The organism is Luedemannella flava (genome assembly GCF_039528515.1).
In the GTDB taxonomy this organism is placed as follows: domain Bacteria; phylum Actinomycetota; class Actinomycetes; order Mycobacteriales; family Micromonosporaceae; genus Luedemannella; species Luedemannella flava.
Map to the genome: position 1 here is coordinate 14573 of NZ_BAAALT010000157.1, position 22084 is coordinate 36656.

Below are 22084 nucleotides of genomic sequence, written 5' to 3' on the forward strand. Positions count from 1 at the left end.
TCTAGTCAGTACTCAGGAAGACGTTCTTCACGTCCGTGAAGGCGGCCAACGCGTCCGGGCCCAGCTCGCGGCCGAGACCGGACTGCTTGGCGCCGCCGAACGGGGTCCAGTAGCGCACCGAGGAGTGCGAGTTGACCGAGAGCGTGCCGGTCTCGACGCCCCGCGCCACCCGCAGCGCCCGGCCCACGTCCCGGGTCCAGACCGACCCGGACAGGCCGTACTCGGTGTCGTTGGCCAGGGCGACCGCCTCGGCCTCGTCGGCGAACGGGAGCACGGACAGGACCGGGCCGAAGATCTCCTCGCGCCAGTGCCGGTCGGCGGCCGACTTCGCGAGCAGGACCGTGGGCGCGTGCCAGAAGCCCGGCCCGTCGGGCGCCGACCCGGCGAACGCCACGTCCGCCCCGTCGACATACGAGGCGACGGACGAACGCTGCCCGGCCGAGATCAACGGCCCCATCTGCGCGGTGTCCGCTGAAGGGTCCTCGCAGCGGAACGCCCGCACGGCGGGCTCCAGCAGGGCCAGGAACTCGTCGAACACGTCGCGCTGGATGAGCAGCCGGGAGCGGGCGCAGCAGTCCTGGCCCGCGTTGTCGAACACCGAGCCGGGCGCGCCGGCGGCGGCCGCCTCAAGGTCGGCGTCCGCGAAGACGATGTTGGCGCTCTTGCCGCCCAGCTCCAGCGTCACCCGCTTCACCTGGTCGGCACAGCCCGCCATGATCCGCTTGCCCACGTCGGTCGAGCCGGTGAAACAGATCTTGCGGACGGCGGGGTGCGTGACGAACCGCTCCCCCACGACGCTGCCCTGGCCCGGCACGACCGTGAACACGCCTTCGGGCAGCCCGGCCTCCAGCGCCAACTCACCCAGCCGCAGCGCGGTCAGCGGGGTCAGCTCGGCCGGCTTGAGCACCACCGTGTTGCCGGCCGCCAGCGCCGGCGCGAAGCCCCAGCCGGCGATCGGCATGGGGAAGTTCCACGGCACGATCACGCCGACCACGCCGAGCGGCTCGTGGAACGTGATGTCCACCCCGCCGGGCACCGGGATCTGCCGGCCGGTCAGCCGCTCCGGCGCGCCCGCGTAGTAGTCGAGCACGTCACGCACGTTGCCCGCCTCCCAGCGGGCGTTGCCGATCGTGTGGCCGGAGTTGCGCACCTCCAGCCGGGCCAGCTCCTCGACGTGCGCGTCGACGACCGCCGCGAAGCGGCGCAGCAGCCGGGCCCGGTCGCCGGGTGAGACCCGACGCCACGACTCGAACGCCCCCCTCGCACGCTCGATCGCGGCATCGGTCTCGTCCCCCGAGCTCCGCGGCACCTCGGCGATGACCTGCTCGGTCGCCGGATTCACCACCTGATGTGTCACAGCCGTTCAAACCCCCGCCTGAGCTCCCAGTCGGTCACCGCAGCGTCCCACGCGGCGAGCTCCACCCGGGCGTTGTTGCCGTAGTGGGCCACCACCTCGTCGCCGAACGCGTCCCGCGCCACCCCGCTGGTCTCCCACAGCCGCATCGCCTCGCCGAGCCGGCCGGGCACGCGCGGCGCCCTCGCGTCGGAATAGGCGTTGCCCGTGTAGACCGGCTCCAGCTCCAGCTCGCGGTCGATGCCGTGCAGGGCGCCCGCGATGAGCGCCGAGATCGCCAGGTAGGGGTTCACGTCGCCGCCCGGCACCCGCGACTCGACCCGCAGCGACGGCCCGTGCCCGACCAGCCGCAGCGCGCAGGTGCGGTTGTCCACGCCCCAGCGCAGCGCCGTCGGCGCGAACGACCCCGCCTGGTAACGCTTGTAGGAGTTCACGTTCGGCGCGAGGAAGAGGGTGAGCTCGCGCGTCGTGGCGAGCAGGCCCGCGAGCACGCGCTCGCCGAGCGGCGACAGGCCCGCGGGGCCGTCGCCCGCCATCGCGGGCTCCCCATCGGCGGTACGCAGCGAGAAATGGATGTGGCACGAGTTGCCCTCGCGCTCGTTCACCTTGGCCATGAAGGTGAGCGACACGCCCTCCTGGGCCGCGATCTCCTTCGCCCCGGTCTTGTAGATCGAGTGCTGGTCGGCGGTGGTGAGCACCTCGTCGTAGCGGAACGCGATCTCGTGCTGGCCGTAGTTGCACTCGCCCTTGGCGGACTCTGGCCGCAGACCCGCCCCGGCCATCTCGACGCGCAGGCGGCGCAGCAGCGGCTCCACCCGCGCGGTGCCCAGCAGCGAGTAGTCGACGTTGTAGAGGTTGGCGGGCGTCAGGTCGCGGTAACCCTTGCGCCAGGCCTCCTCGTACGTGTCGCGGTAGACGATGAACTCCAGCTCCGTGCCCGCGAAGGCGGTCAGGCCGCGCTCGGCGAGCCGGTCGATCTGGCGGCGCAGGATCTGGCGCGGCGAGGCCGGCACGGGCGAGCCGTCGTGCCAGACCAGGTCGGCCATGAGCAGCGCGCTGCCCGGCTGCCACGGCAGCCGCCGCAGCGTGGACAGGTCGGGCCGCATGACGAAGTCGCCGTAGCCGTGCGCCCAGCTCGACATCGCGTACCCGTCGACGGTGTTCATGTCGACGTCGACGGCGAGCAGGTAGTTGCAGCCCTCGGTGTCGTGCGCGAGGACCTCGTCCAGAAAGTACGCCGCGTGCAGGCGCTTGCCCTGCAACCGGCCCTGCATGTCCACGATGGCCAGCACGACCGTGTCGATGTCGCCGGCCAGCACGGCGACACGCAGCTCCTCGACGCTGAGAGGGGGCTCCCGCATGCGCCAACCCTAATGGTCTGAACCCGATCCTTAAAGGGCCGCGCGGGCCGTCCCAGGCGCGGCGTCGCGCGTGGGCCGTCTCGCATTCCTGCTTTTGGCGCCAGAGGCACGGAATGCGGGCCGGGATTCCACGCCTACGGCGCCAAGAGCAAGGTTCAGGCGATCAGCGCGCGCAGCAGCTCGGCCGTCGCGTCGCAGTGTTCCTCCATCGCCGCGCGGGCGCCAGCCGGGTCGCCGGCGAGGATCGCGCCGACGATGCGGGTGTGCTGCTCGTCGGAGTGGTCAAGATTGCGGGGCAGCACCGGGATGGCGGCGAGCAGCCGGTCCAGGGTCAGCTGCACGTCGGCGATGCCGGCGAGCAGCGACGGCGACCCGGCCACCGACGCGATCGCCAGGTGCAGCCGCGAGTCGTTGACGCGGCGCGGCGCCCGGCCGGTGCCGGACCCCCCGCCCGGGCCTGCGCCGCCGCCCCCGCCTGCTGCGGCTCCGCCCTGACCCGCTCGGACGGGGTCGTCCGCCCCCTCGCCCGGCTGCGGGTCGCGGTGCCGCGACGCCTCCAGGGCGGCGGTGAGCTGCGCGCGGTCGGCAGCGGTGAGGGTGCGGCTCGCGGCCAGGCCGGCCGCGCCGCCCTCCAGCACCCGGCGGAATTCCAGGGCGTCGGGCAGCGTGTCGCCCATCTCGCGGGCCACGGCGGCGGCGTCCTCGCGCACGCCGGGCGCGCCGCCACCCGACCAGATGACGAACGTGCCGCCGCCCCGGCCGCGCCTCGACTCCAGGTAGCCGGCGTCGCGCAGCTCGGCGATCGCGTCGCGCAGCGTCACCCGGCTCACCTGCAACTGGTCGGCGAGAACCCGTTCGGCGGGCAGCTGCTCGCCGACGGCGACGGCGCCGAGCCGGATGGCCTGCACGAGCCGGGCAACCGTGATCTCCAGGGCGTTGCCGGCCCGCACGGGTCGCCAGATCGCCAGGCGCACGCCGTACTCCCCTCAGGTTCCTGTCGCGGTGGGTAGTCACCGCGACAGGAACCTACACGCGGGCGTCAGTCCGCCGCCGCGGCCACCTCGGCCTCGGTGGTCGGCTCGTCGATGTTCTGGCGGGGGCCGGTGAACCACTTACGGGCGCCGAGGAACCACCACGCCGTCGCACCGCCGACGACCACCGCCACCGCCACGATGGTGTAGTTGAAGTTCGTGGCCGTGATCGGGTACGCCGCGGGCAGGACGAACAGCACGCAGATGAACGCCACCCAGGCGATCGCCGTCCAGCCGACCAGCGCGCTCCACCGGCCCAGGTTCCACGGGCCCTGCTGGAAGTCCGGGTTGCGCAGCCGCAGAAACACCGGCAGCACGTACGCGATGTAGAGGCCGATGACGGAGATCGCCGTGGCCGCCAGGTACGCCGTGGTGTTCCACAGCGACGGCAGCACCAGCACGATCGAGCAGGTCACACACAGCCAGATCGAGTTGGTCGGCGTGCCGGTGCGCGGGTTGACCTGCTTCCACAGGCGCGAGCCGGGCAGCGCGCCGTCGCGGCTGAACGCGTAGGCCATGCGCGAGTTGCCGGTCACCGAGGCCATGCCGCAGAAGAACTGGGCCACGACGCAGATGAACAGCAGGAACTTGCCGAGCCCGGAGCCGGCCGCGTCGACGAAGATCTGCGCGGGCGGGAAGCCGGTCTCCGAGGCCATCTGGCCCTCGTAGTCGCCGATCGCCCAGGTCACCGCGAACAGCAGGAAGAAGCCGGCGACCAGCGACACGACGACGGAGTTGACGATGCCCTTCGGCGCGGCGACCTGCGCGTCGTGGGTCTCCTCCGACACGTGGGCGCTCGCGTCGTACCCGGTGAAGGTGTACTGCGCCATGAGCAGGCCGACGAGGAAGGCGTAGATCGCGCCGCCGGTGCCCGAGATGCCGGTGGCGTTCGTGGTCTGCAGGAACACGTCGCGCAGGCTGTAGTGCTGGTCCGGCACGACGGCCAGGACGACCACGATGACGGCGACGCCGGCGATGTGCCACCAGGCGCTGACGTCGGACAGGATCTTCACGAGGTTCACGCCGAACGTGTTGAGCAGCCCGTGCGCCAGGATGATCACCAGGAACACGATGAACGTGCTGAGCGTGGTGACCTCCAGCCCGAACACCAGGCTGAGGAAGGCCGACGTGGTGAGCGCGGCGCCGAAGTCGATGGCGGCCGTCACCGCGATCTGGCCCAGGAAGTTGAACCAGCCCACGAACCATGCCCACGCGGCCTTGTTGCGCTTGGCGAGCGCGAACGCCCACCAGTACAGGCCGCCGGCCGTCGGGTAGACCGAGCAGATCTCGGCCATGGACAGCGCGACCAGCGTCACGAAGCCGCCGACGAGCAGCCAGCCCAGCGTGATGGCGGCGGGCCCGCCGTTGGCCATGGCGATGAGGTACGACGTGAGGCAGCCGGCCAGCACGGAGATGATGGAGAACGAGACGGCGAAGTTGGAGAAGCCGGAGAACTTGCGGCGAAGTTCCTGCTTGTAGCCCAGTTGGGCAAGGAGTTGGGCGTCGGCATCGGGTGCACTCATGGGTATCTCCTAGGCAAGCTGAGCCGGACAAGGGAGATAGTGCTGTCGAACGTTGTGAGAATGATTCGCCCGCGCGACAGACCATGTCAATGGATCTACGGCTGATTCGGCTCAGAAACAGACCTTTAACTCTCCATCCAGGACATGAAAAGGAACGGCACGGCTCGCGNCACCGTCGGCACCGCGTTCGTGCCGTTCCAGGACCCGAGGAATCCGAACGTCGCCGTGCCGCCGGCCGACAGGTTGCCGTTCCAGCTGACGTTCTTCACGGTCGCGGCCGAGCCGCTCGTGGTCAGCGTGCCGTTCCACAGTTGGCTGACGGCCTGGCCGTTCGCGAACGTCCACGTCACGGTCCAGCCGCTGATGGCGGCTGCGCCGGCCTTGACGGTCACCTCGCCCTGGAACCCGCCGGTCCACTGACCGGTGACCGCGTAGGTCGCCGAGCACGCCCCGGTGGGTCCGGCGCTCGTCACCGGCGCGGACGTCACGGGCCGCGTGGTCACCGGCGCCGAGGTCACCGGGCGGGTGGTCACCGGCGCGGAGGTCACCGGGCGGGTGGTCACGGGCGCGGAGGTGACCGGAGCGGAGGTCACGGGGCGGGTGGTCACCGGGACCGACGTGACGGCGCGCGAGGTGACGGGCGCCGAGGTGACCGGAGCCGAGGCCGTCGAGCCGCCGGACGTCGTGTAGGTGACGCCGGTGTAGGCGTTGCCGCACCGCGAGCCGCAGGAGGACGGCAGCGCGAACGAGTACACCCGACCGCCGTTGATGAGCTGGTCGTTGCGGTCACGCACCCGGATCTGGAACGAGGTGCCGCCCGACGCGGTGCCGCCGATGATGAACGACTGACCCATGTCGCCGTTCTGGGTCGCGGGCTGCCACACGCCGTTCGCCAGGTACTCCACGCCGTGGATGCCGTTGGCGAGGTGCCCGACGGCGATCGCCGGCCACCAGGCCTGCGCCCCCTGCATGAAGCCGATCCTGATGTCGCCGGAGTAGCTCGGCGGGTCCACGAACTGCCAGGAGATGCGCCGGTTGTTGAACTTGTTCGGCAGGCCGGTCATGGTGACGCCGTCCTTGACGAAGCGGCTCAGCGAGGGCTTCGAGAAGTCCAGGTGGTACGGGTCGTCGCGGCACCACGCGTTGTCGTCGCCGCAGCTGTCCGCCACGATCATGGTCAGCTTGGCGCCGTTGAACTCGTCGCCGACCCACGACCCGTTGCGGCAGAACGCCTGCCCGCGCGCGCCGTCGTTCACGCCGGTGCAGAAGTCACCGATGGTGACCTCCACGTACCGGCCGCAGTTGTGGCCGTTGTTCCACATGCCGAGCTTGCTCAGGTTGTCGCCGGTGAGCGGGCGCGGGTAGAAGGCGTAGTCGCCGGGCGTGTCGAACACGTTGAGGGCGACGAAGTCCTGGATGTCCAGCTCGGCCTGGGGCAGGCCGCAGCCGCCGTAGGGCGAGCCGAGCCCGTCGAAGTAGGTGGCGTTGCCGGTGACCGGCGTCGGCGTCTCCGTCGAGGTGAGGGCGCTCGCGTTGATCTTCGGCACCACGATGGCGGCGATGACGGCAGCCGCGGTCACGGCGAGGGCGACCGCGATGATCGTCATCCGCCGCCCCGCCCGCGGTCCGCGCAGGGTCATGTCCATGGTTGTTTCCTTTTGGGACGCCGCCGCGGCCAGGCGAGTCCGGCGCGTGGCTGGACTGCGGCGTTTCATTGAGGTCGACTCATGCTTGACCGCGGATCGCCACCTGTCAATCGACTGCGTCTTACACGCGACGGACCGCGACCGCCTCCGCGATCCAGTCGAGGGCCCGCCGCGAGTACGGCGAGGTATTGAAGATCAGATCATCGAAACCCATCATTGCGTACTCGTCGATGAGCGCCGCAAGTTCCGACGCCGACCCGGTGAACTTCCCCGGCTCCGCACCCTCGGCGGCGGACCACGGGTCGGTCACCCAGACGCCGACCGTGCGGCGCAGCGTGACCGGATCGCGGCCAGCTTTGTCGAGGGCGGCGTCGAGCGTCCCGACCCGGCGGCGCAGGGTGTCGTCCGGCCTGCCGTACCAGGCGGCGTTCCACGCGTCGGCGTGCTCGGCGACCAGGCGCAGCATGCGCGGCCGCTCCCCCGCGACCAGCACCGGCACCCGCCGCTGCGGCGCCGGCACCAGCGCCGCGTCCCGCGCGACGTGGAACCGCCCGTCGAGGCTGACCCGCTCGCCGCGCAGCAGCGGGACGATGATCCGCAGGGCCTCGTCGAACCGCCCTCCCTTGTGGTCGGTGGGCCACCCGTACGCGTCGTACTCCGGGTCGTGCCAGCCCGCCCCGACGCCGAGCGTGACCCGCCCGCCGCTCACGTGATCGGCGGTGACGGCCATCTTCGCCAGCAGCGCCGGATTGCGGAACGAGGCGCACATAACCAGCTGTCCCAGCTCGATCCGGCTGGTCACGGCCGCGAGGGCGGACAGGATCGTCCACGCCTCGTGCATCCCGTCCACCCGCGACCCGTCGGGCGCGGCGTAGAGCATGTGGTCACACAGCCACACGGAGTCCAGCCCGAGCTCCTCGGCGTGCAGCGCCAGCCCACTGATCTCCGCCCACACCGGCAACGTCCCTGGCGACTCCCCGTCCGACATCGGCACCACGACACCCACCCGCACAGATCGCACGCTACCGCGCCACTACCCCTACAGCGTCCTAGGAAGATGGGGTCAGCAGGCGCAGGTGGGGGCGTTGAGGGGGGCGTTGAGGGGGGCGGTCAGGGGGTCTACGGGGGTGGTGAGCTCGCCGAGGGGGGTGACGACCGGGAAGCCCTCGCGGACCCAGTACTCGTAGCCGCCGATCATCTCCTTCACCCGGTAGCCGAGGGTGGCGAAGGCCAGCGCCGCCCGGGTGGCGCCGTTGCAGCCCGGCCCCCAGCAGTAGGTCACCACGGCAGACGCGCGCGGGATCAGCTCCCCCGCCCGGGCCGCGATCTCGGCGGTCGGCAGGTGCAGCGCCCCGGGCAGGTGGCCCTGCTCCCAGGCGACCAGGGCCCGGCTGTCGACCACGACGAGGTTCCCGACGCCGGCGGCCAGGTCGGCGCGCACGTCGCTGACGTCCGCCTCGACGGTGAGCCGCCGGGCGAAATAGGTGGCCGCTTCCTCGGGGGAAGCAAAGCCGGTGGCGAGTACGCGTGACGCGACGTTCGTTGTTGTCATGCGTCAAGCCTCGTCGAGCCCTCACCCGCACGACAGTGGCGCTCATGACGCCGTCCGCTAATATCTCGCCATGACGATCGTGGCGGCGCCCCGACGACGCGGCCCGACCGTGGCCGTGCTCGCCTACGAGGGCATGACCGGGTTCGAGGTCGGCATCGTGACCGAGGTGTTCGGGCTGGCCCGGCCGGAGCTCGACGTGGCCTGGTACGAGTTCGCCATCTGCGCGGCGCGGCCCGGGCCGGTGCGCATGGTCGGCGGGGCGACGATGGACACCGCCCACGGCCTGGCGACCTTCGCCGCGGCGGAGACGCTCATCGTGCCGGGCGTCCCCGACGTACGCGGGGAGGTTGATTTTGATCTTGTGAACGTGCTGCGGGCGGCCCACGCGCGCGGGGCGCGGATCGTGTCCATCTGCTCGGGGGCGTTCGCGCTGGCGGCGGCCGGCCTGCTCGACGGGCGCGGCGCAGCCACCCACTGGCGGTACGCGGACCTGCTACGCGAGCGGTTCCCGGCCGTCGACGTGCGACCCGACGTGCTCTACCTCGACGGGGGCGACGTGCTCACCAGCGCCGGCAGCGCGGCCGGGCTGGACCTCTGCCTGCACCTGGTGCGCCGCGACTTCGGCCCGACCGTGGCCAACGCGGTCGCCCGACGGCTGGTCATCCCGCCGCACCGCGACGGCGGGCAGGCCCAGTTCATCGAGGCGCCGGTGCCGCCCGACGGCGACGCCGACCCGGTGGCCGAGAGCATGACCTGGGCGATGGCGCGGCTGGCCGAGCCGCTCACCGTCGCCGCGCTGGCCGCCCGGGCGCACATGTCCACCCGGTCCTACCTGCGCCACTTCGCCCGGCGCACCGGCACCAGCCCGGTCCGGTGGCTCATCGCGCAGCGGGTGCAGGCCAGCCTGCCGCTGCTGGAGTCGACGGCCACCCCGGTCGAGGAGGTCGCGTCGGCGGTCGGCTTCGAGACGGCCGTGACGTTCCGCCACCACTTCGCCCGCGCGATGCGCACCTCCCCGTCGGCCTACCGAAGGGCGTTCCGGGACCGCTAGTTGTCGAGCGCCCCGAGCAGCGTCGGCCCGTCGATGACGTCGGCGTGCGTGCCCTCGGCGCCGCAGGCATGGGCGCCCGCCACGGTTCCGGCCCGCACACAGCGCTCCAGCGGCCACCCGGCCAGCCGGCCGTAGAGGAACCCGGCCACGAACGCGTCGCCGGCGCCGTTGCTGTCCACCACCGGCCGTGCCGGCGTCGCGGCCGGCACGTGCCGCACGACGTCCTGCCCGCGCGCCAGCACGTGGCAGCCGTCCGCCCCGGCGGTCCCGATGACCACCTGCGCGCGGCCCTCGGCCAGGATGCGCCCCATCACCTCGCGGTACCGGTCGGTGATCTTCACAATGCTCAGCGTCACCACGTCGGCCCGACGGGCGAACTCCCAGTGGTACGGATTGTCCCCGTCCCAGTCGTGCAGGTCCGTCGACGTCGGGACGCCCAGGTCGATCAGGTCGTCGAAGAGGTGCCGGGCGAAGTCCATGATGGACACGTGCACGTGCCGGGCGCCGGCGACGTGCGGCAGGTAGAACTCACGGGGCAGGCGCAGGTCCGGTCCGGAGCGGCCGTCGTAGAACGACATCCGGCGCCCGGTCGCGTCGACGAGGTTCACCGACCGCGACGTGCCGGCCGGGTTCACCTGGTGGTGCAGCTCGACGCCCCGGCGGGCGCACTCGGCGCGCACCAGCTCGCCCTGCGGGTCGTCGCCGACCAGGTCCAGCAGCGCGGTGGACAGGCCCAGGCTGTGGCAGCCCATGGCCACCCCGTATCCGGTATGTCCGGCCCAGTCGCGGATGCCGGGCGCCATCACCGAATCCGCGACCGGTACGGGCAATTCGGGCACCCGGACGATCGTGTCGACGCCGGTCCCCCCGATTACCACAACATCGCGCGCCACGCGCGGCATCATGCCTGATCCACCCTGATCACTGCGCACCGCGGCTGTCGGTTACGGGGTCGCGGGCCGGCGACCGAACCAGTAGCGTGTCGGCGTTCTATCGCGCGCGATGACAAGGACTCCCATGTCAGAACCTACTTTCCCGGACCCCTCCGTCCCCGCTACGCCGCCGAAGAAGAAGACCGGCAAGGTCCTCCTGATCGTCGGCATCATCGTCGTCGTCCTCTGCCTCGGCGGCCTCGGCGTCGGCTGGCTGCTGCTGAACAAGGCCGTCGACGTGGCGTACGCCGAGGGCAAGTGCGTCGACTCGATGTCGACCTCGGCGACCGCCACGACCACGGTCGTCCCGAACGCCGTCGAGTGCTCCGACCCGAAGGCGGTCGGCAAGATCCTCAAGGTGGCCGACGGCAAGGGCGCGGCGGACGCCGAGGCCGTCTGCGGCAACGTCCCGGGCGTCAGCAGCTTCACGGTGCTGCTCATCAAGGGCGGCGACACCAAGCTGCTCTGCCTCGGCGCCAAGTAGCCGTTCGGTCGGGTATCCGCGTGGCGGCGCCACGCGGATACCCGACACCGGGTCAGTGCGGCGTGGCCTGGGCCTGCGCGAAGCGTGACCGCAGCTCGGCGTCCACGGCCGCATCGTCGGAGTTCGGCACCGGATCGGCCGCGCGGTCCCGCAGCTCCTCCGGGAACATCCGGTCTATATCGGCGGAGAACTGGGCGCCGTCGCCCGGCTGTTCCACGACGCCGGTGTCGAGGTGGACCACCACGGGTGCCTGACTCCCGGTCGACCTGTCATACGGCACACCCGGCGCCACGACGACACACGTCGCGCCCGCGTACACGACGGTGACCTGGTCGATCGCGGTCGCGTCGGCCGGCTCGACGCCGAAGGCCCGCACCACGCACCGCAACTGCTGCCCGGGCTCCAGGAACCGCGCCCCGGGCCCCTTCTCCACCAGCGGCAACGCCCGCTCCCCGGCCGCCCGCACCAGGTCCGGGCTGACCGGCGGCCGCGCCGAGCACCCCGTTACAACAGCGGTCACCATGACGGCAACAACGACCGCCACGCCACGGGCCGGCCGGCTCACGACGGTGACCCGGGTCGGGCCACCCACTGCGACCGGGGTCCACCGACCATCGCCATGAGATCGACGCCGCGGTCGGGCCCTCCATCCAGATCGACGACCATCGTCATGATCACAGGATACGCATCCGCATCCGTCCGGGTGGTCCCGCGCCGGAGCGGAGATCACCATCTCCGCGCAGACGCGCAGTCCGATCGCCGCCTATCGGCGCACACCGTCCCATAATCGCCAAATTCGGCACAAACGCCCCTCAGCGCCCCATAGCGACAACCACCCTCCACACCGCAAAGATCGCCGCGTCTGGCTCACCCACCGCCGGTCCGGGGTGTGATCCCGACTACGTCTGAGCGACGCGCTCCACGCCCGCGTACACGTTCATGGTGGTGCCGCGGGCGAAGGCGACCAGCGTGAGCCCGAGTTCGGCGGCCAGGTCGACGGCGAGCGTGCTGGGCGCGGAGACCGCGACGAGCGCCGGGATGCCGGCCATGGACGCCTTCTGGGTCAGTTCGAAGCTGGCCCGGCCGCTGACCACGAGGACGTGCCCGGTCAGCGGGAGCCGGCCGCCGCGCACCGCCCAGCCGATCACCTTGTCGACGGCGTTGTGCCGGCCGACGTCCTCGCGGACGCAGAGCAGCTCGCCGGAGGCGGTGAACAGGCCGGCCGCGTGCAGCCCGCCGGTGCGGTCGAAGCCGGGCTGCGCGGCGCGCAGGCGCGCGGGCAGCGACGCCAGCAGCGGGGCCGCGAACCGCACCGGGTCGTCGGCGACGGCGTGTCGCGACCGGGTCCGCACCGCGTCGATGCTGGCCTTGCCGCACACGCCGCACGAGCTGGTGGTGTAGAAGTTGCGGGTCGGGTCGGTCACCGGCGGCGCGACCCCGTCGGCCAGCGTCACGTCCACGACGTTGTACGTGTTCGGCGAGGCGTCGCCCGCGCACAGCTGCGCCGTGCGCACGTCACCAGCCGCGCCGATGATGCCCTCCGTGAGCAGGAAGCCGACGGCCAGGTCCAGGTCGTCGCCGGGGGTGCGCATGGTCACCGCGAGCGGCGCGCGCCCGACCCGGATCTCCAGCGGCTCCTCGGCGGCGAGGGTGTCGGGCCGCCGGGACACCGCGCCGTCGCCGAGGTCGAAGCGGACGATCGGCCGGCGCGCGGACGCCCTACCCACCCACCGGCTCCAGGCGCACGACGATCTGCTTGGACGTCGGGGTGTTCGACCCGTCGGCGGTGGAGTCGAGCGGCACGAGGACGTTGGCCTCAGGGAAGTACGCCGCGGCGCAGCCCGCCGCCGTCGGGTAGGACACGACCCGGAACGCGCTCGCCCGCCGCTGCACCCCGTCGGCCCACTCCGACACGATGTCGACCACCGCGCCATCAGCGATTCCCAACGACAAGAGGTCCGCCGGCGACACGAACACCACCCGCCGCCCACCCTTGATCCCCCGGTAGCGGTCGTCCAGGCCGTAGATCGTGGTGTTGTACTGGTCGTGGCTACGCACCGTCTGCAGCAGCAGGCGGCCCGGCGGCACCTCAAGCGGGGTCGACCGGTTGACGGTGAACACCGCCTTGCCCGACGCGGTCGGGAAGCGCCGCCCGTCGCGCGGCCCGTGCGGCAGCGTGAACCCGTCGCCGGCCACCCGCGCCTCGAAGTCCTCGAACCCGGGCACGACGGCCTCGATGGCCCGCCGCACGGCCGCGTAGTCGGCCGCGAACTCGGCCCACGGCAGCGCGGGCCAGCCCAGCACCGGCGCGGACGCGTCACCGAGCAGCGCGCGGGCCAGTCCGGTGACGATCGCCATCTCGGAGCGCAGCGACGGCGACGCGGGTTCGAGGCGCCCGCGCGAGGCGTGCACCGCCGACATCGAGTCCTCGACGGTGACGAAGTTGTCGCCGTCGCGCTCCGTGCGCCCGAGGCACGGCAGGATCAGCGAGACCGCGCCCGGCACGACGTGCGAGCGGTTGAGCTTGGTGGACACGTGCACGGTAAGGTCGACCGAGCGCAGCGCCGCCTCGGTGATGGCGGTGTCGGGCGTCGCGGCGGCGAAGTTCCCGCCGAGCGCGAGGAACACGCGCGCCCGCCCGTCGCGCATGGCCCGGATCGCGTTGACCGTGTCGAAGCCGTGCTCCGCCGGCACCTCGAACCCGAAGTGCCCGCCGAGCGCGCCGGCCCAGGCCGGCGGCCGCTCGACGATGCCCATGGTCCGGTCGCCCTGCACGTTGGAGTGCCCGCGCACGGGGCACAGGCCCGCCCCGGGGCGGCCGATCATGCCGCGCAGCAGCTGCACGTTGACGATCTCGCGGATGGTGGCGACCGCGTCGCGCTGCTGGGTGAGCCCCATCGCCCAGCACACGATCGTCGAGGGGGACCGCGCGAACAGCCGCGCGACCTTCTCGATCTGGTCGCGGGTCAGCCCGGTCGCCGCGGTGGTCGCCGCCCAGTCGGGCGTCCCGGCCGCGTCCCGATAAAGATCAAACCCTTGGGTGTACTCCGCGACAAAGGCGCGGTCGACGACGTCCCACTCGAGCAGCAGCGCGCCGATCGCGGCGAACAGCGCGAGGTCCCCGCCGACCCTGATCTGCAGGAAGTGGTCGGCGAGCGGCGTGCCCGACCCGATGAGGCCACGCGCCGTCTGGGGGTTCTTGAACCGGATGAGCCCGGCCTCGGGCAACGGGTTGACGGCGACGATGGTGGCGCCGGCGCGCTTGGCCCGCTCCAGCGCGGACAGCATGCGCGGGTGGTTGGTGCCCGGGTTCTGGCCGACGACGACGATGAGCTTGGCCAGGTGGATGTCGTCGAGGGTGACGCTGCCCTTGCCGATGCCGATCGTCTCGGTCAGCGCGACGCCGGAGGACTCATGGCACATGTTGCTGCAGTCCGGGAGGTTGTTCGTCCCGTATGCGCGGGCGAGCAGCTGCCAGCAGAACGCCGCCTCGTTCGACGTGCGGCCGGACGTGTAGAAAATGGCCTCATCGGGCGTGGACAGGTCCCGCAGCGCGTCCGCGACCAGCTCGAACGCGTCGTCCCAGGCGATCGGCTCGTAGTGGTCGGACCCGGCGCGACGGATCATCGGCTCGGTCAGCCGGCCCTGCTGGCCCAGCCAGTGGTCCGTGCGCTCCGCCAGCGCGCTGATGGGATGCGCGGCGAAGAACCCGCGCGTCACGCGCCGCAGCGTGGCCTCCTCGGCCACCGCCTTCGCGCCGTTCTCGCAGAACTCGGCGTGCGAGCGCTCGGCGCCGGCCGGCTCGGGCCATGCGCACCCCGGGCAGTCGAACCCGCCGACCTGGTTGACCTTCAGCAGCGCTCGCGCGCCGCGGCGTACCCCCATCTGGGACAGGCCGGCCGACAGACCCGCGGCCACCCCGGCCACGCCGGCCGAGACGGCCTTGGGAGCACCCACCTTCGGTGACCGCGTCTCGTGGTCGCGCCCGCCGCTGTCCTCGCGCGGCGCCCTGCTCACCATGTTCCGACTCCGTTTCGACGCTGTCACGCTAAGGAGAACACGCCGGGCGACGCGCTGTCGCGCCCCCCGAGCCCGCGTGAGACCTGTTCACGCGAGCCTTCGGGACGATATGGTCGATACGTGATGGAGACCGCGACGACCGTGGGGTTGGTGGCCGCGGGCGGGCCGTGGGCCGCGGCCGGTGGCGACCTGGCCCGCACCTTGCAGCACGGCGTGGTGCTCCTCGACGGGGGCCTGGCGTCCCAGTTGACCGCCACCGGCAGCGACCTGACCGACTACCTGTGGTCCGCGCGGCTGCTCGTCGACGACCCGGGCGCCGTGGTCGACGCCCACCTGGAGTTCCTGCACGCCGGGGCGCGCGTCATCACCACCGCGAGCTACCAGGCGACCGCCGCCGGGTTCGCGCGGCGCGGCATCGACGCCGACGGCACCGACGCGCTGCTGCGGCGCAGCGTCGCGCTGGCCGACGAGGCCCGCGAGCGCGCCTACGACGAGGGCATCCCCGGTCCAGTGTGGATCGCGGCGTCCGTCGGGCCGTACGGGGCGATGCTCGCCGACGGCTCGGAGTACCGGGGCGCCTACGGGCTCAGCGTCGACGAGCTGGTCGACTTCCACCGGCCGCGGCTGGAGGTGCTCGCGGCCGCCGGCGCGGACGTGCTCGCCTGCGAGACGGTGCCGGACGCGGTCGAGGGCGAGGCGCTCATGCGCGCGATCGACGGGCTCGGCGTGCCCGCCTGGCTGTCGTACACGGTCGACGGCATGCGCACCCGGGCGGGTCAACCGCTCGACGAGGCGTTCGGCGTGGCCGTCGGGGTGAAGGAGATCGTGGCCGTCGGCGTGAACTGCTGCGCCCCCGCCGATGTGGCCACCGCCGTCGCGGTGGCCACCGCCGTGACGGGCCGCCCCGGCGTGGCCTACCCGAACAGCGGCGAGCGCTGGGACGCGACGCGGCGCGACTGGACCGGCGAGGCGTCGCTCGACCCCACCCAGGTCCGTGCGTGGGTGGACGCGGGTGCGCGGCTCGTCGGCGGGTGCTGCCGGGTCACCGCCGAGCACCTGCGCGCCATCGCGGCGGCGCTCAGCTGACGGGCGCGGCCTCACGGCCGCGCTCAGCTGACGGGCGCGGCCGCGCTCAGCTGACGGGCACCACGCCCAGGAGCACCAGCGTGCAGAAGATCGCCCCTACCAGCCAACCGCCCAGCAGGCCGGCGCCGAGGTCACGGCGGCCGCGCGCCAGCAGCAGGCCGCCCAGGCCGACAGCGATGAGCAGGACCAGCCCTTCCGTGCCGAGGAACGTCACGGCCACGGCCGCGAGATCGTCGAAGTCCTGTCCCCGGTCGGCCGTGCGCCCGGCGATGAACGCGCCCACCAGCGCGACGACGTGACCCCCCAGGCCCAGCGCGGCGCCGAGCACCGCCCGGCCCGGCCGCCAGCGTGGCGGTGCCGTTAACGGCACGCCACTCATCACCACGTTCTCCGACATCCGCTCCCCCGTCCGTCGTCGTGCGCGATCGGTGGACATGGTAGGCGGCGCGTGCCACTCCACCGGTCGGCCGACGGTCGCACGGCAGGGTGACGCGGTCAGGTCGCGTCCGGCTCCACGATCACCTTGAGGCCGCCCCGGCGCGCGGCCGCCGCGAGCGCCTCGGAGGCGCGGCTGAGCGGGAACCGGTCCGTGACGACCGACCGCACGTCCACGTCGCCGGCCGCGACCAGCGCGATCGCCCGCGGGTACACCTCGTTCATGCGGCGCACCAGCACCAGCGACAGGCCCTTGCGACGGGCCATCGCGGCGGTGAAGCTCGTCCGGTCCGTGCTTGGGATGCCGACGAGCACGACCCGCGCGCCCGGCCGCGCGGCCAGCAGGCAGGTGTGCAGCGCGTCGTCGGTGCCGCCCACCTCGAACACCACGTCGGCCAGGCCGATCGGGCCCAGCTCGGCGTCGGACGGCAGCGGCCGGGCGCCGAACGCCTCGGCGGCGGCCTGCCGGTGCGGCAGCGGGTCGACGGCGTACACGCGGGTGGCGCCGGCCCGGCGGGCGAGCTGGACCAGCATCAGGCCGATCGGGCCGCAGCCCACCACGGCGACGGTCGCGCCGAGGTGCACATGGCCCAGGTCGACGGCGTGCACGGCGACGCCGAGCGGCTCCAGCATGGCCCCGTCGGCGGCGGACAGGCCCGGGGGCAGCGGGTGCAGGTGCGCGGTCGGCCACGCCAGGTACTCGCGAAGGGCGCCGTCGCTGGTGCCGTGGCCGGCGAAGTCCACCGCCGGGCACAGGTTGTAGTAGCCGCGCCGGCAGCTCGCGCACCCGCCGCACGGCACCGCCGGGTCGACGGCGACGAGCTGCCCGTCGAACGGCCCCCCGACGACCACGCCGGCGAACTCGTGACCGATCACCAATGGGCGGGTCAGCTGCGCGTCGCCGATCCCGCCCTCGTCGTACCAGTGCAGGTCGGAGCCGCAGAGCCCGACGGCCGCGACCCGCACGAGGCTCTCCCCCGCGCCGGCCGACGGCACCGCCTCGTCGCCGACCCGGATGTCGCCCGGGCCGTGCAGTCGCGCCACTCTCACTGTCGCCGTCCGCCTCTCCACGCGCTGGATACGCAGGCGACACGATAGTCCAGAAAACTCGGACACATGCCCGCTCACCGGCGCGTTCGCCGCGTGTGCCGGGCCCACGGTGGTCCCCGGGCCAACCCCGGAGGAGACTGGGCGGGGCAACATCGGCAGGAGGGGGACGCGTGAGCGAGCCTCGGCGAGCGAACCATCAGCCCGGTGAAACACGTCGGCGCCGGAGCGCAGCGGAGGTGACGGCGTGAGTAGGCCGGTCCTGTTGACGGTGGACGACGACCCGGCGGTGTCCCGGGCGATCGCGCGCGACCTGCGCCGCCGCTACGGCGAGCAGTACCAGGTGGTCCGGGCGGCGTCCGGGCCGGAGGCGCTCGACGCGCTGCGCGAGCTGAAGCTGCGCGGCGGTCGGGTCGCGGCGATCCTGGCCGACTACCGGATGCCGCACATGAGCGGCGTCGACTTCCTGGAGCAGGCCATGGACCTGTTCCCGGCCGCGCGGCGGGCGCTGCTCACCGCGTACTCGGACACGGACGCCGCGATCGCGGCGATCAACGTGGTGGACGTCGACTACTACCTGCTCAAGCCGTGGGAGCCGCCGGAGGAGAAGCTCTACCCGGTCGTCGACGCGCTCATCGAGGCGTGGCAGGCCACCGGCGAGCCGGAGGTCACCGAGGTCAAGGTCGTCGGGCACCGGTGGAGCGCCCCGTCGTTCGCGATGCGTGACTTCCTGGCCCGCAACCACGTCCCCTACCGTTGGTACGGGGCGGACGAGCCCGAGGGCCGGCGGCTGCTCGACGCGGCCGGCCTGGACGAGGGCGCCGTGCCGCTGGTCGTCACGCCGGACGGCACGCCGCTGGCCGCCCCCGGCACGGCCGCAGTGGCCGCCGCGGTGGGCCTGGCCACCGCCCCCGCGGCCGACTTCTACGACCTGGCCATCATCGGCGGTGGCCCGGCCGGGCTCGGCGCCGCCGTCTACGGCGCGTCGGAGGGCCTGCGCACGGTGCTCGTCGAGCGCATGGCCGTCGGCGGGCAGGCCGGGCAGAGCTCGCGGATCGAGAACTACCTGGGCTTCCCCGACGGCGTGTCCGGCGACCAGCTCACCGACCGGGCCCGCCGGCAGGCGGCCAAGTTCGGTGCCGAGGTTCTCGCCGCCCGCGAGGTGACGGGCCTGGAGGTGCGCGGCTCGGCCCGGGTGGTGCGGTTCGCCGACGGCAGCGAGGTGGCCGCGCACACGGTGCTGCTCGCGACCGGCGTGGCGTACCGGCCGTTGACGGCGCCCGGCGTGGCCGAGCTGACCGGCCGGGGCGTCTACTACGGCTCGGCTGCCACCGAGGCGCCCGAGTGCGCCGGCGAGGACGTCTACATCGTCGGCGGGGCCAACTCGGCCGGCCAGGCGGCCGTCTTCTTCGCCCGGCACGCGGCCCGGGTCACGCTGCTGGTGCGCGGCGACTCGCTGGCCCGCTCCATGTCGCACTACCTGATCGAGCAGCTCGCCGCCCTGCCGAACGTGCAGACGCGGACGGGCACGGTGGTCACGGAGGCGCATGGCGACGCCCGCCTGGAGGCCATCTCGGTCCGCGACGCCGACGGCGCCTGCGAGACGCTCAAGGCCGGGCACCTGTTCGTGTTCATCGGCGCCCAGCCGCCCACCGACTGGCTGTGCGCGCAGGTGCGCCGCGACGAGCAGGGCTTCGTGTGCACGGGCGCCGACCTGTTGGTGGAGGGCCGCCGCCCGCCCGGCTGGCAGCTCCCCCGCGACCCGTACCACCTGGAGACCAGCGTGCCCGGCGTGTTCGCCGCGGGTGACGTGCGGGCCGGCTCGGTCAAGCGCGTGGCGTCCGCCGTCGGCGAGGGCGCCATGGCGGTCAACCTGGTCCACCGCTACCTGGAGACGACATGACCGGGATCTCGGTGGCGGAGTTGCGCGGGTTGTTCCTCTTCGAGTCCCTCGACGACGACCAGCTGGCCTGGCTGGCCGAGCACGGGCGGGTGGCGGAGTTCCCGGCGGGCTCACACGCGATCGCGGAGGGCCAGCCCGCGACGTCGTTCCTCGTGCTCCTGGACGGCGAGCTGGCCATGTCGCGGCAGGTGCGCGGCGACGAGGTCGAGATCAGCCGCACCGGCCAGCGCGGCGTGTACGCGGGCGCGACGCAGGCCTGGCTCCACGACGCGCAGGCCGTGTCGGTCTACCCGTCCTCGATCCGGGCGGTGACCGACTGCCGGTTCCTCGTGCTGCCGGCGGCGGAGTTCGGGCTGGCCCTGCGTGGGTGGTTCCCGATGGCCGTGCACCTGCTGGAGGGCCTCTACCACGGGATGCGCACCACCGACGCGCTCATCTCGCAGCGGGAGCGCCTGGTGGCGCTGGGCTCGCTGTCGGCGGGGCTGATGCACGAGCTGAACAACCCGGCGGCGGCGACGGCCCGGGCCACGTCGGCGCTGCGCGAGCGGATGACGCACATGCGCCACAAGCTCGCCATGCTCGCCGACGGCAGCATCGACCGCACCCAGCTGCGGTCGCTCGTCGAACTGCAGGAGACGGTGATCGCGCGGCTCAAGAACGCCGCCGAGCTGACCCCGATGCAGGCCGCCGACCGGGAGGACGAGCTGGCCGACTGGCTCGCCGACCACGGCGTACGCGACGGGTGGGACCTCGCCCCCGTGCTGACGGCCGCCGGCATGGACCTCGCCTGCCTCGACGAGATCGACGGCAAGGTGGACCGGTCGCTGCTGGAGCAGTCGATCCGGTGGCTCGGCTACACGCTGGAGACCGAGATGCTGATGGGCGAGATCGAGGACGCGAGCGCGCGCATCTCCTCGCTCGTCGGCGCCGCCAAGCAGTACTCGCAGATGGACCGCGCCGCGCACCAGTGGATCGACGTGCACGAGGGCCTGAAGAGCACGCTGGCCGTGATGCGGCACAAGCTGGGCGACGGCATCACCGTCGTCAAGGAGCTCGACGCGGGCCTGCCGCGCATCCCGGCGTACCCGGCCGAGCTCAACCAGGTGTGGACCAACATCATCGACAACGCGGCGCAGGCCATGGACGGCCGGGGCACGCTGACCGTGCGCACCTCGCACACCGACACCGCCGTCCTGGTCGACATCGGCGACACCGGGCCCGGCATGACGGACGAGGTGCGCCGGCGCATCTTCGAGCCGTTCTTCACCACCAAGCCCGTGGGTCAGGGCACGGGGCTCGGGCTCGACATCTCCTACCGGATCGTGGTCAACCGCCACGGGGGCGACATCGCGGTGACGTCGCGCCCCGGGGACACCCACTTCGTCGTGCGCCTACCGGTCGCGGAGTACACATCGGAAGTCTGAGACTGAGCCGATCAATCGCCTGACGGCGAAGCGACCGACCGCAGCGCGCCGACCACCGCCGCCAGCTCGGTGACGAGCCCGGCGACCGTGGTCCGGTCGGCCCCGCCGATGGTGACGGCGCGCAGCTCGTCGGGCTTGGGCAGCCGCGCCACGATCTCCGGCAGGCGGTCGATGAGCTTGCTCTGCACGCTCGCCGGCGACTGCCCGTTGTCGATCTCCGCGCGCAGGCGCGCCCGCTCCAGGACCAGCAGCTCGCCAGCGTGTCCGGCCTCCACCCGGGCGGTGACGCGGGCCAGCTCGGCGTCGAGCTCCTGGGCGGCCAGCGCGGCGGCGGACCCGGCCCGGACCCGGGCGAACTCCTGCTCGGCGTCGTGGCGCTCCCGGTCCAGCCGCAGGGTGTGCTGCGCGGCCTCGTACGCGAGGTCGGCGAGGAGCTGCTCGTCGACGCGGGCGCGCTCGGCACGGCGCACCTTCTCCTCGGCCTCCCGGTCGAAGCGGGCCGCCTCGTGCTGGGCGGTCAGGTCGGCGACCTGACGCTCGTTCTCCAGCCGCTGCGTGGTGCGGGTGCGGTCGGCGGCCAGCTCCCGCTCGGTGACCGCGGCGTTGGCGGCCAGCTCGGCGAGGCGCGCCACCCGTCCCTGGTCGGCGCGGTAGGGACCCTGCAGGTTCTCCCAGAGCCGCGCCGAGGAGACGACCGCCTCCTTGATCTGCACGGTGACGATGCGCAGCCCCAGACCGCCCGAGCCCTCGGCGACGTCACGCAGGCGGGTGGTCAGCTCCTCGATGATCGGCTGCTTGTCGCTGAGCACCTCCCGTACGCCCATGGTCGCGACCTTGTCCTTGATCGCGGCCTCGGCCTGCTCGCGGAGCTGGAGGTTCACCAGGCGCATCGGGTCGTCGGCGTCGCTGAAGTCGAGCTTGCGGTAGGCCGTGGCGATGTCCTCGATGATCCACTGAACGTACGCCTGGACGAGGACGCCCTGCAGCTCCTCGCAGATGCACTGGGCGCTGATCACGATGGTCTGCATGGCGCCGGGCACCACCATGAACGAGTCGGTGGCGCTGCGGTAGCGGAAGGACACCCCCAGGCCGATGTGCAGCGGCTCGGCGCGGCCGCGGCGGGTGTGCACGACGAAGGCGTTGGGCGGCACCAGGACGGTCTTCCACGGGCCGAAGCCGGTGACCCGCACGCCCACGGCGCCGGACGGGGCCGGCGGCTCGGCCTGCGGGCCGGC

General features: G+C 72.8%; 19 protein-coding genes. 5 read left to right on the top strand and 14 right to left on the bottom strand.

Annotated features, from left to right (window positions below):
- Position 1: 1 nt before the first annotated feature.
- The 7 genes from ABD211_RS22885 to ABD211_RS22915 form a co-directional block, all read right to left on the bottom strand.
- Positions 2-1345 carry an aldehyde dehydrogenase family protein gene (locus tag ABD211_RS22885; RefSeq protein ID WP_344135638.1) on the bottom strand — a complete coding sequence of 448 codons (1344 nt, stop codon included), beginning with the start codon at positions 1343-1345 and terminating at the stop codon, positions 2-4.
- 8 nt (positions 1346-1353) lie between these two features.
- Positions 1354-2715: a glutamine synthetase family protein gene (locus tag ABD211_RS22890; RefSeq protein WP_344135586.1), complete on the bottom strand. Its 1362-nt coding sequence runs from the start codon at positions 2713-2715 to the stop codon at positions 1354-1356.
- Positions 2716-2870: 155 nt separating this feature from the next.
- Positions 2871-3689: a FadR/GntR family transcriptional regulator gene (locus ABD211_RS22895; RefSeq protein WP_344135590.1), complete on the bottom strand. Its 819-nt coding sequence runs from the start codon at positions 3687-3689 to the stop codon at positions 2871-2873.
- A 65-nt stretch (positions 3690-3754) separates the two neighbouring features.
- The gene (locus tag ABD211_RS22900; RefSeq protein WP_344135593.1) at positions 3755-5269 is read right to left on the bottom strand and encodes an amino acid permease; all 1515 of its coding nucleotides are present in this window, start codon (positions 5267-5269) and stop codon (positions 3755-3757) included.
- Between the two features lie 125 nt (positions 5270-5394).
- Positions 5395-6984, bottom strand: coding sequence for a cellulose binding domain-containing protein (locus tag ABD211_RS22905; RefSeq protein WP_425560495.1), 1590 nt, complete (start codon positions 6982-6984; stop codon positions 5395-5397).
- 52 nt (positions 6985-7036) lie between these two features.
- Positions 7037-7927, bottom strand: coding sequence for an LLM class flavin-dependent oxidoreductase (locus ABD211_RS22910; protein WP_344135599.1), 891 nt, complete (start codon positions 7925-7927; stop codon positions 7037-7039).
- Positions 7928-7978: 51 nt separating this feature from the next.
- Entirely contained in the window at positions 7979-8467 is a 489-nt protein-coding gene (locus ABD211_RS22915) for a rhodanese-like domain-containing protein (RefSeq protein WP_344135602.1), read from the bottom strand.
- Between the two features lie 70 nt (positions 8468-8537).
- Here ABD211_RS22915 and ftrA point away from each other — a divergent pair, with 70 nt between their 5' ends.
- Positions 8538-9518, top strand: coding sequence for a transcriptional regulator FtrA (gene ftrA / locus ABD211_RS22920; RefSeq protein WP_344135605.1), 981 nt, complete (start codon positions 8538-8540; stop codon positions 9516-9518).
- On the opposite strand, the gene ABD211_RS22925 is transcribed toward ftrA, so the two are convergent.
- A complete protein-coding gene (locus ABD211_RS22925) occupies positions 9515-10357 on the bottom strand; it encodes a carbohydrate kinase family protein (RefSeq protein ID WP_425560496.1) in 843 nt (280 codons plus the stop codon). The genes ftrA and ABD211_RS22925 overlap by 4 nt on opposite strands.
- A gap of 178 nt (positions 10358-10535) precedes the next feature.
- Between ABD211_RS22925 and ABD211_RS22930 the strand changes: the two genes are divergently transcribed.
- Positions 10536-10934 carry an LppU/SCO3897 family protein gene (locus ABD211_RS22930; protein WP_344135611.1) on the top strand — a complete coding sequence of 133 codons (399 nt, stop codon included), beginning with the start codon at positions 10536-10538 and terminating at the stop codon, positions 10932-10934.
- 52 nt (positions 10935-10986) lie between these two features.
- Here the strand turns inward: ABD211_RS22930 and ABD211_RS22935 are convergent, their stop codons facing one another.
- The 3 genes from ABD211_RS22935 to ABD211_RS22945 form a co-directional block, all read right to left on the bottom strand.
- Positions 10987-11526: a hypothetical protein gene (locus ABD211_RS22935; RefSeq protein ID WP_344135614.1), complete on the bottom strand. Its 540-nt coding sequence runs from the start codon at positions 11524-11526 to the stop codon at positions 10987-10989.
- Positions 11527-11833: 307 nt separating this feature from the next.
- Entirely contained in the window at positions 11834-12661 is an 828-nt protein-coding gene (fdhD, locus tag ABD211_RS22940; RefSeq protein WP_344135618.1) for a formate dehydrogenase accessory sulfurtransferase FdhD, read from the bottom strand.
- The gene (locus tag ABD211_RS22945) at positions 12654-14954 is read right to left on the bottom strand and encodes an FdhF/YdeP family oxidoreductase (RefSeq protein ID WP_344135621.1); all 2301 of its coding nucleotides are present in this window, start codon (positions 14952-14954) and stop codon (positions 12654-12656) included. Before ABD211_RS22945 ends, fdhD begins: the two co-directional genes overlap by 8 nt.
- 123 nt (positions 14955-15077) lie before the next feature.
- Between ABD211_RS22945 and mmuM the strand changes: the two genes are divergently transcribed.
- Entirely contained in the window at positions 15078-16040 is a 963-nt protein-coding gene (mmuM, locus tag ABD211_RS22950; RefSeq protein ID WP_344135641.1) for a homocysteine S-methyltransferase, read from the top strand.
- Positions 16041-16086: 46 nt separating this feature from the next.
- Here mmuM and ABD211_RS22955 read toward each other — a convergent pair whose 3' ends face one another.
- Both ABD211_RS22955 and ABD211_RS22960 read right to left on the bottom strand, forming a co-directional pair.
- The gene (locus ABD211_RS22955; protein WP_344135624.1) at positions 16087-16437 is read right to left on the bottom strand and encodes a hypothetical protein; all 351 of its coding nucleotides are present in this window, start codon (positions 16435-16437) and stop codon (positions 16087-16089) included.
- Between the two features lie 98 nt (positions 16438-16535).
- Positions 16536-17525 (bottom strand): zinc-dependent alcohol dehydrogenase, encoded by a 990-nt coding sequence (locus ABD211_RS22960; RefSeq protein WP_344135626.1) that lies wholly within the window; start codon positions 17523-17525, stop codon positions 16536-16538.
- 244 nt (positions 17526-17769) lie between these two features.
- On the opposite strand from ABD211_RS22960, the gene ABD211_RS22965 reads away from it, so the two are divergent.
- On the top strand, positions 17770-19425 hold the full coding sequence (locus ABD211_RS22965) for an NAD(P)/FAD-dependent oxidoreductase (protein ID WP_344135629.1): 1656 nt from the start codon (positions 17770-17772) through the stop codon (positions 19423-19425).
- Positions 19422-20849 (top strand): sensor histidine kinase, encoded by a 1428-nt coding sequence (locus tag ABD211_RS22970; RefSeq protein ID WP_344135631.1) that lies wholly within the window; start codon positions 19422-19424, stop codon positions 20847-20849. The genes ABD211_RS22965 and ABD211_RS22970 overlap by 4 nt, the downstream gene beginning before the upstream one ends.
- Positions 20850-20860: 11 nt before the next feature.
- Here the strand turns inward: ABD211_RS22970 and ABD211_RS22975 are convergent.
- A partial coding sequence (locus ABD211_RS22975; protein ID WP_344135634.1) for an SPFH domain-containing protein occupies positions 20861-22084 on the bottom strand: 1224 nt, incomplete at its 5' end.

What these genes read in the sequence shown, in the direction of transcription:
- ABD211_RS22945 (WP_344135621.1), bottom strand. Translation starts at nt 14,954, where the DNA reads ATGGTGAGCAGGGCGCCGCGCGAGGACAGCGGCGGGCGCGACCACGAG.
- ABD211_RS22915 (WP_344135602.1), bottom strand. Translation starts at nt 8,467, where the DNA reads ATGACAACAACGAACGTCGCGTCACGCGTACTCGCCACCGGCTTTGCT.
- ABD211_RS22955 (WP_344135624.1), bottom strand. Translation starts at nt 16,437, where the DNA reads ATGTCGGAGAACGTGGTGATGAGTGGCGTGCCGTTAACGGCACCGCCA.
- ABD211_RS22970 (WP_344135631.1), top strand. Translation starts at nt 19,422, where the DNA reads ATGACCGGGATCTCGGTGGCGGAGTTGCGCGGGTTGTTCCTCTTCGAG.
- ftrA (WP_344135605.1), top strand. Translation starts at nt 8,538, where the DNA reads ATGACGATCGTGGCGGCGCCCCGACGACGCGGCCCGACCGTGGCCGTG.
- ABD211_RS22890 (WP_344135586.1), bottom strand. Translation starts at nt 2,715, where the DNA reads ATGCGGGAGCCCCCTCTCAGCGTCGAGGAGCTGCGTGTCGCCGTGCTG.
- ABD211_RS22900 (WP_344135593.1), bottom strand. Translation starts at nt 5,269, where the DNA reads ATGAGTGCACCCGATGCCGACGCCCAACTCCTTGCCCAACTGGGCTAC.
- ABD211_RS22930 (WP_344135611.1), top strand. Translation starts at nt 10,536, where the DNA reads ATGTCAGAACCTACTTTCCCGGACCCCTCCGTCCCCGCTACGCCGCCG.
- mmuM (WP_344135641.1), top strand. Translation starts at nt 15,078, where the DNA reads ATGGAGACCGCGACGACCGTGGGGTTGGTGGCCGCGGGCGGGCCGTGG.